12 protein-coding genes are annotated in these 13947 nt (G+C 61.2%); 5 read left to right on the forward strand and 7 right to left on the reverse strand.

What is annotated here, in order from left to right; genetic code table 11:
* The first annotated feature begins 60 nt into the window (after positions 1 to 60).
* Positions 61 to 2382: a hybrid sensor histidine kinase/response regulator gene (locus VQ575_RS18000; RefSeq protein ID WP_045155459.1), complete on the forward strand. Its 2322-nt coding sequence runs from the start codon at positions 61 to 63 to the stop codon at positions 2380 to 2382.
* Here VQ575_RS18000 and VQ575_RS18005 read toward each other — a convergent pair.
* The 3 genes from VQ575_RS18005 to msrB form a co-directional block, all read right to left on the reverse strand.
* Positions 2366 to 2827, reverse strand: a complete 462-nt coding sequence (locus VQ575_RS18005) for a MarR family winged helix-turn-helix transcriptional regulator (RefSeq protein ID WP_039588923.1) — start codon at positions 2825 to 2827, stop codon at positions 2366 to 2368. The two genes, VQ575_RS18000 and VQ575_RS18005, sit on opposite strands and share 17 nt — an antisense overlap.
* Positions 2824 to 3309, reverse strand: a complete 486-nt coding sequence (locus VQ575_RS18010; RefSeq protein ID WP_325918140.1) for a glutathione peroxidase — start codon at positions 3307 to 3309, stop codon at positions 2824 to 2826. Before VQ575_RS18010 ends, VQ575_RS18005 begins: the two co-directional genes overlap by 4 nt.
* Before the next feature lie 145 nt (positions 3310 to 3454).
* Positions 3455 to 3850 (reverse strand): peptide-methionine (R)-S-oxide reductase MsrB, encoded by a 396-nt coding sequence (msrB, locus tag VQ575_RS18015; RefSeq protein WP_045155457.1) that lies wholly within the window; start codon positions 3848 to 3850, stop codon positions 3455 to 3457.
* A 220-nt stretch (positions 3851 to 4070) separates the two neighbouring features.
* Here msrB and VQ575_RS18020 point away from each other — a divergent pair, with 220 nt between their 5' ends.
* Together VQ575_RS18020 and htpX are read left to right on the forward strand one after the other, a co-directional pair.
* The gene (locus tag VQ575_RS18020) at positions 4071 to 5282 is read left to right on the forward strand and encodes a pyridoxal phosphate-dependent aminotransferase (RefSeq protein WP_039588920.1); all 1212 of its coding nucleotides are present in this window, start codon (positions 4071 to 4073) and stop codon (positions 5280 to 5282) included.
* Positions 5283 to 5583: 301 nt separating this feature from the next.
* Positions 5584 to 6471 carry a protease HtpX gene (htpX, locus tag VQ575_RS18025; protein ID WP_003183732.1) on the forward strand — a complete coding sequence of 296 codons (888 nt, stop codon included), beginning with the start codon at positions 5584 to 5586 and terminating at the stop codon, positions 6469 to 6471.
* Positions 6472 to 6564: 93 nt separating this feature from the next.
* Here the strand turns inward: htpX and VQ575_RS18030 are convergent, their stop codons facing one another.
* Complete coding sequence (locus VQ575_RS18030) at positions 6565 to 7218, reverse strand: thiopurine S-methyltransferase (RefSeq protein WP_045155456.1); 654 nt, start codon at positions 7216 to 7218, stop codon at positions 6565 to 6567.
* A gap of 104 nt (positions 7219 to 7322) precedes the next feature.
* Between VQ575_RS18030 and VQ575_RS18035 the strand changes: the two genes are divergently transcribed.
* Entirely contained in the window at positions 7323 to 8090 is a 768-nt protein-coding gene (locus tag VQ575_RS18035; RefSeq protein ID WP_039588918.1) for a DODA-type extradiol aromatic ring-opening family dioxygenase, read from the forward strand.
* Positions 8091 to 8192: 102 nt separating this feature from the next.
* Here VQ575_RS18035 and VQ575_RS18040 read toward each other — a convergent pair whose 3' ends face one another.
* A complete protein-coding gene (locus VQ575_RS18040) occupies positions 8193 to 9866 on the reverse strand; it encodes a DEAD/DEAH box helicase (protein WP_039588917.1) in 1674 nt (557 codons plus the stop codon).
* Positions 9867 to 10331: 465 nt separating this feature from the next.
* A complete protein-coding gene (locus VQ575_RS18045; RefSeq protein WP_039588916.1) occupies positions 10332 to 11087 on the reverse strand; it encodes a spermidine synthase in 756 nt (251 codons plus the stop codon).
* 141 nt (positions 11088 to 11228) lie between these two features.
* Here VQ575_RS18045 and VQ575_RS18050 point away from each other — a divergent pair, with 141 nt between their 5' ends.
* Entirely contained in the window at positions 11229 to 12575 is a 1347-nt protein-coding gene (locus tag VQ575_RS18050; protein WP_039588915.1) for a class II 3-deoxy-7-phosphoheptulonate synthase, read from the forward strand.
* A gap of 121 nt (positions 12576 to 12696) precedes the next feature.
* On the opposite strand, the gene VQ575_RS18055 is transcribed toward VQ575_RS18050, so the two are convergent.
* Complete coding sequence (locus tag VQ575_RS18055) at positions 12697 to 13926, reverse strand: winged helix-turn-helix domain-containing protein (protein ID WP_325918141.1); 1230 nt, start codon at positions 13924 to 13926, stop codon at positions 12697 to 12699.
* Positions 13927 to 13947: the final 21 nt, after the last annotated feature.

Genomic DNA, 13947 nt, shown 5'->3' on the forward strand with positions numbered 1-13947 from the left:
ATTCAGAGATGATCAGCTATGCTTGACCGGCGAAGGGAAACGTAAGTGGTTCACCATTCCATGGACATCAGGTTCACCCAACGTCTGTCGTACAAACAGGCCCGACTGACCGTCCTGGTGGGTTTCGTGCTGGGCACGTTGCTAAGCCTGGTGCAGATCGGCATCGATTATGCCAGCGAAGACGCGTCGATCAACCGTGAAATCCTCTCGTTGCTGGAAATCAGCCACAACCCGGCCTCGCGCATCGCCTACAACATCGACGCCGAACTCGCCCAGGAACTGGCCCTGGGCCTGTTGCGCTCACCGGCCATCATCGGCGCCGAACTGATCGACAACAACAATACGGTCCTGGCCAGCGTCAAGCGCCCCGAATTACAGAGCAGCTACCGGTTCATCAGTGACTTTCTCTTTGGCGCCCAACGCCAGTTCGAAGACCGGCTCTACCTGAGCCATCTGCCCGGAGAATCCCTGGGTGTGTTGCGGTTGGATGTCGACACGTATTCGTTTGGCAGTCGCTTCCTGCGTCGGGCCGAAATCACCTTGCTCAACGGTTTCGCCCGCAGCCTGATCCTGACCGGCCTGCTGCTGGCGCTGTTCTACGTCATGCTCACAAAGCCGTTGGTGAGGGTCATCCGCGAGCTGAGCAGCCGCGATCCCGGCACCCTCGAACAGAGCCCGCTGGAATGCCCTTCCGGCCATCAATACGATGAAATCGGCGTGCTGGTATCGGTCGCCAACCAGCAGTTCGAAAATATCTCCACCGAGATCCAGCAGCGGCGCACGGCTGAAAATCGCCTCACCGATTACCTGGCGCAACTGGAAAACATCGTTTCGGCGCGCACCGCCGAACTCAAGGCCATCAACGCCCGCCTCAGCCAGTCCAACGAAGAGCTGGAAGTGGCCCGGCGTACCGCCCTGGACATGGCCGACGCACGCTCCGCATTCCTTGCCAACATGAGCCATGAGATCCGCACGCCACTCAACGGCCTGCTCGGGATGATCGCGCTGTCGCTGGACGGCCCGCTGACCGCCGAACAACAGCAACAACTGTCGATTGCCCACGACTCGGGCAAGGTACTGGTCGAGCTGCTGAACGATATCCTCGACCTGTCCAAATTCGACGCCGGTCAATTGGAACTCGAACGCATTCCATTCGACCTGGGTTCGCTGATTGAAGACACCGCCAACCTGCTCTCCCAGAATGCCGCCCCGAGCGTCGAGCTGGCGTGCCTGATCGATCCGCAGTTTCCCGCGCAGGTGCTTGGCGACCCGACCCGCGTCCGCCAGATCGTCAGCAACCTGCTGTCCAACGCCTTGAAGTTCACCCGCTTCGGCCGGGTCGATGTGCGCTTGAGCCAGTACGAAGGCGGCGTGCGGATCGAAGTCTGCGACACCGGCATCGGCATCCCCCAGGAGGCCCAGGCGCGGATTCTCCAGCCGTTCACCCAGGCCGGCGCCGGCATTACTCGCCAGTTCGGCGGCACCGGGTTGGGGCTGGCATTGACCTACAACCTCTGCGAAGCCATGCAGGGCCGGCTGACGATCAGCTCCGAAGCCGGCTTCGGCAGCCAGTTCTGCGCAGACCTGCCGCTGCCTTGCCACACCCCCGCTGCGCCCATCGAGCCCTTGCATGGAAACGTCGTGGCCATTACCACCTCCAACAGCGGGCTGAGCGAACTGCTGGGCATGTTGCTACCCGCCTGGGGAGTGGATTATATCCAGCGTTCCGTCGATGACGGGCTGCTGGGGCTCAAGCCCGACGTCCTGGTGACCGATTGCCCGGAATGCCTGTTCAACCTGCGACCGACCTTCGACGCCCCCATCCTGTTGGTCACCGCCTACGGCAGTTTCATGCCCAGCGAAGAAGCGAGCGCCCTCGCCCCCTTGCTGCAACAGGCCCGGCCGTTGGCGCGCCATGCGCTTTACCAGATTTTGCGTCGTGCCTTGCAAAGCGAGGCGACCACGATCAATGAAGCGCAGATAGAAGCCTCGGCCCCCGCCTTGCGTGCTCGCGTGCTGCTGGTGGAAGACAACCCCGTCAACCAACTGGTGGCCAAGGGGATGCTGATCAAACTGGGGTGTGAAGTGGTTGTCGCGGCCCATGGCGCCGAGGGCCTGGACCAGCTCGAACAACGGGAATTCGACCTCGTCTTGATGGACTGCAACATGCCGGTCATGGACGGTTACGAAGCCAGCCGGCAGATCCGCCGCAGCGGGCGCTGGCCGGACCTGCCGATTGTCGCGCTGACGGCCAACGCCATGCCCGAGGAACGGGAGCGCTGCCGGGCCGCTGGCATGAGCGACTATCTGTCCAAGCCGTTCCGTCGCGAAGAACTGGCCGCACTGCTGGATCAATGGGTGCCCACTACGTCAGCGCTTTGATCTGGGCCAACAGGTGGTCCAGGCCATCGCGCAGGTCGCCCAAGCGATCCAGATCGACGCCGCTGTCGCACAACAAGCGAGCCTTGAGCGGGCCGACTTGCTCACGCAACGCCTTTCCGCTTTCCGACAGGCTCAGGTGCACCTCGCGTTCATCCCGGGCCGAACGCTGGCGCTGGACCAGCTCCAGCTGTTCCAAACGCTTGAGCAGCGGCGTCAGCGTGCCTGAATCGAGCAGCAAGCGTTCGCCCAGGGCTTTTACAGTCGGCTGCTCCGGCGTGTTGTCCTGCCATTCCCACAGTACGAGCATCGCCAGGTATTGCGGGTAGGTCAGGCCAAGCTGTTCCAGCATCGGCTTGTAGCCACGGATCACCGCCCGCGATGCGGCGTACAACTTGAAGCACAGCTGGCTGTCGAGCTTCAGCGAATCGACTGGCAGATCATTCATTTGAGCAGGGCTTCGATCTCGGCGGTGAGGTCCTGGGGCTTGGTGGTCGGGGCAAAGCGCCTGACCACTTGGCCGTCCTTGCCGATCAGGAACTTGGTGAAATTCCATTTGATGCCCTTGGACCCCAGCACGCCAGGCGCCCGCTGCTTGAGCTGGACGAACAATGGATGGGCATTGGCGCCGTTGACTTCGACTTTCTTGAACAGTGGAAAGCTCACGCCGAAATTGAGCTCGCAAAACTCGGAAATGGCGCCTTCGTTGCCTGGCTCCTGCTTGCCGAACTGATTGCAGGGAAAACCCAGTACCACCAGCCCCTGGTCCTTGTAGGACTGCCACAATGCCTCAAGCCCCTTGTACTGCGGGGTAAAGCCACATTGGCTGGCAGTATTGACCACCAAAACGGCCTTGCCGGCGAAATCCGCGAGGGTCTTTTCTTCACCCTTGATGGTGGTGCAGGGAATGCTCAGCAAATTGTCAGTCATGACGGCGGCTCCTGGAAAGGTTGGGGAGACGAAGATAGCGAGCAATTAAATTGTGTGCAATTTAATTATCCGGACACCTCGATAAAACCAAACGGCTCTTGTGGCGAGGGAGCTTGCCCCCTCGCCACGAAGGCCGCGCCGAGTCTTACTCGCGCGGCACCAGATCCAGGCACACCGAGTTGATGCAATAACGCAAGCCGGTAGGCGGCGGGCCGTCGGGGAAGACGTGGCCCAGGTGCGCGTCGCATTTGGCGCAGACCACCTCGGTGCGAATCATGCCATGGCTCACATCCCGTATTTCCACCACCGCGCGGCCTTCGATCGGCGCGTAGAAACTCGGCCAGCCACAGCCCGAATCGAACTTGGTCGTCGAATCAAACAGCGGTTCGTTGCAGCAAATGCAGTGGTAAACGCCGTCGATCTTGGTCTCGTTGTATTTGCCGGAGAACGGTCGCTCGGTGCCTTTGAGCCTGCAGACGTTGTATTGCTCCGGATCGAGCATCTCACGCCATTCTTCAAGGGTTTTCTCCAACTTTTCCATCGTCCTACCTCGGCAATTGAAAAAGCCCGATCCGACGCTTTTCCACAGATCGGGCGGCACGTATGATTGCGCCTCGTCAGGCGCCAGTCTGGCAGTCACGCCATGCGCATTCAAATGGATTGTGGCGCATCTACCGCGTCCGGCCCGGGCACAGACGCAGGATCCCCAGTACGGTAGTTCATCTGCCCCCTGGATCGTTCATTTTCGGGAACACATCGCCATGCAGGTCAGCAAATCGAACAAGCTCGCCAACGTCTGCTACGACATTCGCGGCCCGGTGCTCAAGCACGCCAAACGCCTGGAAGAGGAAGGCCACCGCATCCTCAAGCTGAACATCGGCAACCCGGCGCCCTTTGGTTTCGAAGCGCCCGATGAGATCCTCCAGGACGTCATCCGCAACCTGCCGACCGCCCAGGGCTACAGCGACTCCAAAGGCCTGTTCAGTGCGCGCAAGGCCGTGATGCAGTATTACCAGCAGAAGCAGGTCGAGGGCATCGGTATCGAGGACATCTACCTGGGCAACGGCGTGTCCGAGCTGATCGTGATGTCCATGCAGGCCCTGCTCAACAACGGCGATGAAGTGCTGGTACCGGCACCGGACTATCCGCTGTGGACGGCTGCCGTGAGCCTGTCCGGCGGCAATCCGGTGCATTACTTGTGCGATGAACAAGCCGATTGGTTTCCCGACCTGGCGGACATCAAGGCCAAGATCACGCCCAACACCAAGGCCCTGGTGATCATCAATCCGAACAACCCGACCGGCGCCGTCTATTCCCGGGAAGTGTTGCTGGGCATGCTGGAACTGGCCCGCCAGCACAACCTGGTGGTGTTTTCCGACGAGATCTACGACAAGATCCTGTACGACGACGCCGTGCACGTCTGCACCGCCTCCCTTGCGCCCGACCTTCTTTGCCTGACCTTCAACGGTTTGTCCAAGTCCTATCGCGTCGCCGGCTTCCGCTCCGGCTGGATCGCCATTTCCGGGCCCAAGCATCACGCCCAGAGCTACATCGAAGGCATCGACATGCTGGCCAACATGCGCCTGTGCGCCAACGTGCCGAGCCAGCACGCGATCCAGACGGCGCTGGGTGGCTACCAGAGCATCAACGACCTGGTCCTGCCCCAGGGCCGGCTGCTGGAGCAACGCAACCGTACGTGGGAATTGCTCAACGACATCCCTGGCGTCAGCTGCGTCAAGCCAATGGGGGCCTTGTATGCCTTCCCACGGATCGACCCGAAAGTCTGCCCAATCCACAACGACGAAAAATTCGTCCTCGACCTGCTGCTGTCCGAGAAGCTGCTGGTCGTCCAGGGCACGGCGTTCAACTGGCCATGGCCGGATCATTTCCGCGTCGTGACCCTGCCACGGGTCGACGACCTCGACCAGGCCATCGGCCGCATCGGCAACTTCCTCAAGTCCTACCGCCAGTAGTCCGGCCAGCGTGCGAGGGCCCTCGCCTCGCACGCTGTCTGATTCAGCAACACATCCGTTCTTTGCGCGGCGGCTGGCCTTCTACACTGGGAATCGAGCATCCGGTATGAAAGGAGACTCAACGTTCAGGGGGCATGGACGTCAAATCTCAATTCCGCGACGACTTTCAGAAAAGTCTTTCAAACATTTAGGATGCGTGTAGGACACAGTTTGAAATAGTAGGCGAGTTGAATAGCCCGCGGCAGCACCTTATATACCCCGCATAACGCTACATCTTTAGCATGAGGAGATTGCTACCACCATGATGCGCATCCTGCTGTTTTTGGCCACTAACCTGGCGGTCGTGCTGATTGCCAGCATCACCCTGAGCCTTTTCGGCTTCAACGGGTTCATGGCGGCCAACGGGGTTGATCTCAACCTCAATCAGCTGCTGATCTTCTGTGCGGTGTTCGGTTTCGCCGGTTCCCTGTTCTCGCTGTTCATCTCCAAGTGGATGGCGAAGATGAGCACCGGCACCCAGATCATCAGCCAGCCGCGCACTCGCCACGAACAATGGCTGCTGCAGACTGTAGAGCAGCTGTCCCGTGAAGCCGGAATCAAGATGCCCGAAGTCGGGATTTTCCCGGCCTACGAGGCCAACGCCTTTGCCACCGGCTGGAACAAGAACGACGCCCTGGTCGCGGTTAGCCAGGGCCTGCTCGAACGGTTTTCGCCGGACGAAGTCAAGGCCGTACTGGCGCACGAGATCGGTCACGTGGCCAACGGCGACATGGTGACCTTGGCGTTGATCCAGGGCGTGGTGAACACCTTCGTGATGTTCTTCGCCCGCATCATTGGCAACTTTGTCGACAAGGTGATCTTCAAGAACGAAGAAGGCCAAGGCATCGCCTATTACGTGGCAACCATTTTCGCCGAGCTGGTACTGGGCATCCTCGCCAGCGCCATCGTCATGTGGTTCTCGCGTAAACGCGAATTCCGCGCCGATGACGCCGGTGCCCGCCTGGCCGGCACCAGCGCCATGATCGGCGCCCTGCAACGCCTGCGGGCCGAGCAGGGTCTGCCGGTGCACATGCCCGACACCTTGAATGCCTTTGGCATCAACGGCGGCATCAAGCAGGGCCTGGCCCGCATGTTCATGAGCCACCCGCCGCTGGAAGAGCGAATCGACGCACTGCGTCGCCGTGGTTGATCGCTAGAGCCTCAAAAGGAAAGCCCGCAGCGATGCGGGCTTTTTTGTGGCTACCGTTTCATGCGGTGCCTGGCCTGTCATAAGCACCACACATCAAAGCCTGGAAAGGAGATACACCCGCTCATCCAACCGCTTCACACCCGCCTGCAAGAATTTCCAGCTCTCTCCCAACACATCCTGCTCCAGCAAGACCTCCAGCTGCCAGCCCCCACCCAGTAACCGCTGCACCTCGTCATGCCCAACGGAAAACGGCGGTCCAGGCATTTCGTCCTGATTGTAATCGAGCGTAATCAACAGTCCGACACAGTCTGGCAATATCCGCTGCAAGTGGGCCACGTACCGCTCGCGCATCGGCGCCGGCAAGGCGATCAATGCCGCGCGGTCATACAACGTCGCGCAATCAACGACATCCAATGGCGTCAAAGCAAAGAAATCGCCGCAGCGAATTTCGATGGCACCGGCACGAAATACCTTGAAGGCGCCCTCCTCACTCACGTTCGGCTCAAGCTGGTGCTCCCGGAAAAAATCAGTGACAGCTTTTTCCGACAGTTCCACGCCGAGCACTGAGCAACCCTGCTCGGCCAACCACAGCATATCCAGGGTCTTACCGCACAGGGGCACCAACACTCGTGTCTCTTCAGGCAATCCCAACTGGGGCCAGAAACGCTGAAGGTAAGGGTTCACTTGCGGCAGATGAAAGCCGATCTGGTTGGCGGACCAGCGCTTATGCCAAAACTCGGGATCCATGGGGTTCGCTCCATAAATTCGATCAAAACAGCTCAAAACTTATATTAGATTTTGATCATTGACCTGGCAGAAGATGACACGTCTTAACGCTCAGGAGCCCGCTCATGCTGCCCAGCCTGTTTATTTCCCATGGCTCACCCATGCTTGCCCTGGAACCCGGCGAAAGCGGCCCGGCCCTGGCTCGCCTGGCCGCACAACTGCCCAGGCCCAAGGCCATTGTCGTAGTCTCGGCTCATTGGGAGAGCGATGAGCTGCTGGTCAGCGCCAATCCGCAGCCACGCACCTGGCACGACTTCGGCGGCTTTCCACCTGCATTGTATGAAGTGCAATACCCAGCGCCTGGCGATCCTCGACTGGCAAGACAGGTGGCAGACATGCTCAACGCCGCGCATCTGCCGGCACGCCTCGACCCTCAGCGGCCATCCGACCATGGCGTCTGGGTGCCGTTATTGTTGATGTATCCCGAGGCGGATATTCCCGTGGTACAGGTCTCTTTGCCTAGCCGCCAGGGGCCGACGCTGCAAACGCGAGTCGGTCACGCGTTGGCGAACCTGCGCGAACAAGACGTGCTGGTGATCGGTTCCGGAAGCATTACGCACAACCTGCGCGACCTGGATTGGAACGCCGGCCCCGACAGCATCGAGCCGTGGGCCAAGGCGTTTCGTGATTGGATAGTCGAGCAACTGGCGGCCAACAACGAGCCCGCGCTGCACGATTACCGCCGACAGGCGCCCAATGCCGTGCGCAGCCATCCCAGCGATGAGCATTTGTTGCCGCTGTTTTTTGCTCGCAGCGCCGGTGGAAAATTCAGCGTTGCCCATGCAGGTTTCACCATGGGAACACTGGGGATGGATATCTATCGGTTCGACTGATGGGCCGGGCCGATCCATCTGAGGCGCACCAAACGACAGGCAAAAAAATCCCCGAACCAGTCGGGGATTTTTTCATGCTCGATCAATCAACCCGCAAGTCGATCAATCCTCGCGGTAGCGACGCAGCTTGAGCTGCTTGCCGGCCACGCGGGTGTCCTTGAGCTTGGTCAGCAACTTCTCCAGGCCATCTTCCGGCAGTTCCACCAGGCTGAAGCTGTCACGCACCTGGATACGACCGATGGCTTCGCGGGCCAGGCCGCCTTCGTTGAGGATCGCGCCAAGCAGGTTCTTGGCGGCAATGCCGTCACGAGCGCCCAGCGCGGTACGGCAACGGGCACGGCCTTCGGCCAGCGGGATCGGTGCACGACGCTCGCGATCACCACGGTCCGGACGATCACCGCTGCGCTCAGGACGGTCGCCACGCGGTGCGCTGTTCGGCACCAGTGGACGTTCCTTCTCGATTGCAGCCAGGTTCAGTGCTTGGCCGTTGGTGGCCTTGCGCAGCAGGGCAGCGGCCAGGGCACGCGGGGTGCAACCGATGTCGGCGGTCAGGCGATCAAGCAGATCACCGTGGGTCGACTCGGCGTCAGCCACCAGCGGCGACAGGCTGTTGGTCAGCTTCTTGATGCGCGCATCGAGAACGGCCTGGGCGTCCGGCAGGCGAACTTCAGCCACCTTCTGGCCCGTCACACGCTCGATGACTTGCAGCATACGGCGCTCGCGCGGGGTCACCAGCAGCAGCGCGCGACCTTCGCGACCGGCACGGCCGGTACGGCCGATACGGTGAACGTAGGACTCCGGATCGTACGGCATGTCCACGTTGAACACGTGGGTGATGCGCGGCACGTCCAGGCCACGGGCAGCGACGTCGGTCGCCACAACGATGTCCAGGCGGCCATCCTTGAGGGAATCGATCACGCGTTCACGCTGGTTCTGGGCGATGTCGCCGTTCAGCGCAGCAGCCTTGTAGCCTTTGGCTTCCAGGGCGCTGGCCAGGTCCAGGGTCGCTTGCTTGGTGCGCACGAACATGATCAGGGCGTCGAAATCCTCGACTTCCAGCAGGCTCAGGACGGCAGAGGTCTTCTGGTCGGCGTGAACCAGCAGGTGAGCCTGCTCGATCGCGGTGACGGTCTGGGTCTTGCTCTGGATCTTCACGTGCTTCGGATCGCGCAGATGGCGTTCGGCGATGGCACGGATCGACTGAGGCAAGGTAGCCGAGAACAGGACGGTCTGGCGAGTCTCAGGCATGGCCTTGAAGATGACTTCCAAGTCGTCCATGAAGCCCAGCTTGAGCATTTCGTCCGCTTCGTCGAGAACCAGGTGGTTCACGGTGGCGAGGACTTTTTCGTCGCGACGCAGGTGGTCGCACAGACGGCCCGGGGTGGCGACAACGATTTGTGCGCCATTACGGATTGCTTTCAGTTGTGGGCCCATCGGCGCGCCGCCGTAGACAGCCACGACAGTCACGCCTGGCATTTGCTTGGCGTAGGTTTCGAAAGCGGTTGCAACTTGTAGCGCCAACTCACGGGTTGGGGCCAGGATCAGAGCTTGCGGCTCGCGCTTGGACGGATCAATGCGGTGCAGGATCGGCAGTGCGAACGCGGCGGTCTTACCCGTACCGGTTTGCGCCTGACCAATCATATCGTGACCGGCGAGAATGATCGGGATCGACTGCTGCTGAATGGCCGAAGGCTCTTCATAGCCGGTAGCGACTACTGCAGCGACAATATTGGGATGAAGTTCAAGAGCGGCGAAGCCGCCGATTTCCTGGGTCATGGGTCTGCCTCTAAGTGCATCCGCAAAGACCCATGCTCCAAAGCTGCGCATGCCGTGTTGAGACTCAAGAGTCGCCCTGGCAGCTTTGTCGGCGGGGATTTGCGAAAACGAATGAATGAAAAAGAACGTCGTGGAAGCATCCGTTGTGCGGACATGCAACCGAAGCTGGCTTCGGGGAATTGCGCTACCTTGACGCGGCCCGGCTAAAGGCCGGCGCGCACTATACCGGAATTCGCCCAAAAAGGGAGATTTTTTTCCTGAAAACACGGTTTTAGGGCTCGCCGCCAAAAACCTTGCGGCGGCTGGCTAAAACGGTTCACCTCCAAACGAGCGCCCCCCGTGGCGAGGGAGCTTGCTCCCGCTGGGTCGCGAAGCGGCCCCCATCGATTTCAGATCAACCCAGGCGTCTGCTTCGCAGCCGAGCGGGAGCAAGCTCCCCTCCCACAAAAGCCCTTGCGAGTCTGATCACGTCGCCGGGCGAATCGCCTTGATCAACGACTGCAACGAATAGCCCAATCGCGGCGCCAGTCCCTCGGCACGGGCAACCAAGCCTTCCATGTCCAGCTCCTGGTCCAGGTCCGCAGGCACGATCAGGATCACGTTGCCCTCCTTCACCGGCAGCTCCCAATAATGCCGGTGATAAAGGCCTCGCAACAGCGCCGCGCCCAACGGCTTGCCGTCGTCGGTGGCCCATTGGTTGATCACCAGCCAACCACCGGGGTTGAGGCGCTTCTGGCAGTTCTCCAGGAATCCCCACGCCAGGTGGCCTACACCAGGACCGACGTCCGTATAAAGATCGACAAAAATGAGGTCCGCCGGCTCTGCCGTTTCGAGCAATTGCAGGGCATCGCCGACGCGGATGTACAAGCGCGGATCATCATCCAGCCCCAGATATTCAATAGCCAGGCGCGGTACATCGGGGCGCAGTTCGATCGCCTCGACGTCTTCCAGCGGCAGGAACTTGAGGCACGCCTGGGTCAAGGTGCCGGCGCCTAGCCCCAGGAACAGCGCGCTTTCCGGCTGCTGGTGACACAACGCGCCAATGAGCATGGCGCGGGTGTAGTCATATTCGAGCCAGCTCGGATCGGCTGTGAACACGCAGCTCTGCTCGATGGCATCGCCGAATTCGAGAAACCGGTAATCGGCCACTTCGAACACGCGAATCATCCCGAACTCGTCGTGCACCTCGGCGAGCAAATGCTCGACGCGCTCCTCTGTCATTTCATCTCCTGATGTTGCCGGGCGGGCATGGGCCTGCGCATACGGGGCAAAGGCGCGATTGTCCGCGAAGCAAGCGGAACAGGTCACGTACTAATTTGCTGATAACATGAGCGCCCGAGCGTAAATCACCTAGAGATCATGATGAGCCAACCCTGGAGCCCTGACAGCTGGCGCGCCCTGCCGATCCAGCAACAACCCCGCTACCCCGACGCCGCGCACCTGTTGCAGGTTGAGCAGACCCTGGCCAGTTATCCGCCATTGGTGTTTGCCGGTGAAGCCCGGGAGTTGCGCCGTCAGTTCGCCGAAGTTACCCAGGGCCGGGCCTTCCTGCTACAGGGCGGCGACTGTGCCGAGAGCTTCGCCGAGTTCTCGGCAGCCAAGATCCGCGACACCTTCAAGGTGCTATTGCAGATGGCGATCGTCATGACCTTTGCGGCTGGTTGCCCGGTGGTCAAGGTCGGGCGCATGGCCGGCCAGTTCGCCAAGCCACGCTCGGCCAACGATGAAACCATCGACGGCGTAACCCTGCCGGCCTATCGGGGCGACATCGTCAACGGCATCGGCTTCGACGAGAAAAGCCGCGTACCGGATCCGGAGCGATTGCTACAGTCCTATCATCAGTCCACCGCGACCCTGAACCTGCTGCGGGCGTTCGCCCAGGGCGGCTTTGCCGATTTGCACCAAGTGCACAAGTGGAACCTGGATTTCATTGCCAATTCGGCCCTGGCGGAAAAATACAGCCACCTGGCCGACCGCATCGATGAAACCCTGGCGTTCATGCGCGCCTGCGGCATGGACAGCTCGCCGCAGCTGCGCGAAACCAGTTTCTTCACCGCCCATGAAGCGCTGCTGCTCAATTACGAAGAAGCCTTTGTGCGCCGCGACAGCCTGACCAACGACTATTACGACTGCTCGGCCCACATGCTATGGATCGGCGACCGCACCCGTCAGCTGGACGGCGCCCATGTCGAATTCCTGCGCGGGGTGAACAACCCGATCGGGGTCAAGGTCGGCCCGAGCATGAACCCTGACGACCTGATCCGCCTGATCGACGTGCTCAACCCGGACAACGACCCGGGCCGCCTGAACCTGATCGCGCGCATGGGCGCCAACAAGGTCGGCGATCACCTGCCGCAGCTGCTGAGGGCCGTGCAACGCGAAGGCAAGCAGGTGCTGTGGAGCTCCGATCCGATGCACGGCAACACCATCAAGGCCAGCAGCGGCTACAAGACCCGGGATTTCGCGCAGATCCTGGGCGAAGTGAAGCAGTTCTTCCAGGTCCATGAAGCGGAAGGCACCTATGCCGGCGGTATCCACATCGAGATGACCGGGCAGAACGTCACCGAATGCATCGGCGGCGCACGACCGATTACCGAGGATGGGCTGTCGGACCGCTACCACACCCACTGCGATCCGCGGATGAATGCCGATCAGTCGCTGGAACTGGCGTTCTTGATTGCAGAGACGTTGAAGCAGGTTCGGCGTTAGGTTCTTCTTCGCCTGTTCAATCGCTTCGCGAGCAGGCTCGCTCTCACATTGGATCTGCAGTGGACACAAAATCCGTGCTCACCGAAGGCCACTGTGGGAGCTTGCTCGCGATGGCGCCAGCTCAGTCACCCTCGATCTGCGCAAATGCCACTGCCAACCGCACCCCACTCTCCCGCTGGCAATTGAGTTGGACCCGCTCCAGCCCCAGCCACCGGGCCATGCGCCATAGGTTCAGCGCCAAGGCTTGCATGCCTTCCTCATCCAGCCCCGGCTCCTCCTCATGCACGGCATGCACCGCCAATTGCCCCAACGCCCGCTCCGCTCGCAGGTCCACCCGCGCCGCAATACGTTCGTGGTGCAGGAACGGCAACACGTAATAGCCGTACACCCGCTTGTGCACGGGGGTGTAGATCTCCAGCCGATAGCGAAAGTCGAACAACCGCTCGGTACGACCGCGCTCCCAGACCAGTGAATCGAACGGCGACAGCAACGCACTCGCGGCGACCTTGCGAGGGATTTTCACTGCGGGTCGGCACCAGGCCGGTTGTTTCCAACCCTGCACCTGGCAACGCTGCAGTTCCCCCGCCTCCTCCAGCTCGGCCAGGCGCCCGCGACTGTCGGCCGGGTCGAGGCGAAAGTAGTCGCGCAGGTCTTTTTCGGTGGCGATACCCAACGCGTCGGCGGCATGCACCAGCAAGGCACGTTGGGCCTGGGCTTCGTCGGGCAGCGGTTGCTGCAGGACCGAGGCCGGCAAGACCCGCTCCGGCAAATCGTAGAGGCGCTCGAAGCCCCGGCGCCCCGCCACTGTCACCTCACCCGCCGCGAACAGCCATTCCAGCGCATGCTTTTCCGCGCTCCAGTCCCACCACGGCCCGGCCTTTTCCTGGCGAGTGGACAAGCTGCCGGCGCCAATCGCGCCCTGGTCCCGGACCGCTTGCAGCACACGACGAATGACATCCTGCCGCTCCCGCCCAAAACGCGCCAATTGTTGATAGATACCTTCGCCGCGCGCCGCCCGCACCATGCGCCAGCGCATCAACGGATACATCGCCACCGGCAGCAGCGAAGCCTCATGCCCCCAATATTCGAACAGCGTGCGACGTCGGCCCTGGCTCCAGGCAGCCTGGTCGAGGAGATCGCGATCGTAGTGACCGAGTCGGGAAAACAGCGGGAGGTAATGCGAGCGCACCAGCGCGTTGACGGAGTCAATCTGAAGGACGCCGAGGCGTTCGATCAAGCGGTTGAGGCGCGAGGGTTGCACCGACGCTGACGGCAGCCGCCCATCGAATCCTTGGGCGGCCAACGCCAGACGCCGGGCCTGTTTGAGGGTAAAGGACAGCGTCGCGGGCATGGGAATCTCCTTGTCTGCTCG

This window comes from Pseudomonas frederiksbergensis (genome assembly GCF_035751725.1).
Lineage (GTDB): Bacteria > Pseudomonadota > Gammaproteobacteria > Pseudomonadales > Pseudomonadaceae > Aquipseudomonas > Aquipseudomonas frederiksbergensis_A.

Excerpts from the sequence above, each read along its gene's own strand:
- VQ575_RS18000 (WP_045155459.1), top strand. The coding sequence starts at position 61 with ATGGACATCAGGTTCACCCAACGTCTGTCGTACAAACAGGCCCGACTG.
- VQ575_RS18005 (WP_039588923.1), bottom strand. The coding sequence starts at position 2,827 with ATGAATGATCTGCCAGTCGATTCGCTGAAGCTCGACAGCCAGCTGTGC.
- VQ575_RS18010 (WP_325918140.1), bottom strand. The coding sequence starts at position 3,309 with ATGACTGACAATTTGCTGAGCATTCCCTGCACCACCATCAAGGGTGAA.
- msrB (WP_045155457.1), bottom strand. The coding sequence starts at position 3,850 with ATGGAAAAGTTGGAGAAAACCCTTGAAGAATGGCGTGAGATGCTCGAT.
- VQ575_RS18020 (WP_039588920.1), top strand. The coding sequence starts at position 4,071 with ATGCAGGTCAGCAAATCGAACAAGCTCGCCAACGTCTGCTACGACATT.
- htpX (WP_003183732.1), top strand. The coding sequence starts at position 5,584 with ATGATGCGCATCCTGCTGTTTTTGGCCACTAACCTGGCGGTCGTGCTG.
- VQ575_RS18030 (WP_045155456.1), bottom strand. The coding sequence starts at position 7,218 with ATGGATCCCGAGTTTTGGCATAAGCGCTGGTCCGCCAACCAGATCGGC.
- VQ575_RS18035 (WP_039588918.1), top strand. The coding sequence starts at position 7,323 with ATGCTGCCCAGCCTGTTTATTTCCCATGGCTCACCCATGCTTGCCCTG.
- VQ575_RS18040 (WP_039588917.1), bottom strand. The coding sequence starts at position 9,866 with ATGACCCAGGAAATCGGCGGCTTCGCCGCTCTTGAACTTCATCCCAAT.
- VQ575_RS18045 (WP_039588916.1), bottom strand. The coding sequence starts at position 11,087 with ATGACAGAGGAGCGCGTCGAGCATTTGCTCGCCGAGGTGCACGACGAG.
- VQ575_RS18050 (WP_039588915.1), top strand. The coding sequence starts at position 11,229 with ATGAGCCAACCCTGGAGCCCTGACAGCTGGCGCGCCCTGCCGATCCAG.
- VQ575_RS18055 (WP_325918141.1), bottom strand. The coding sequence starts at position 13,926 with ATGCCCGCGACGCTGTCCTTTACCCTCAAACAGGCCCGGCGTCTGGCG.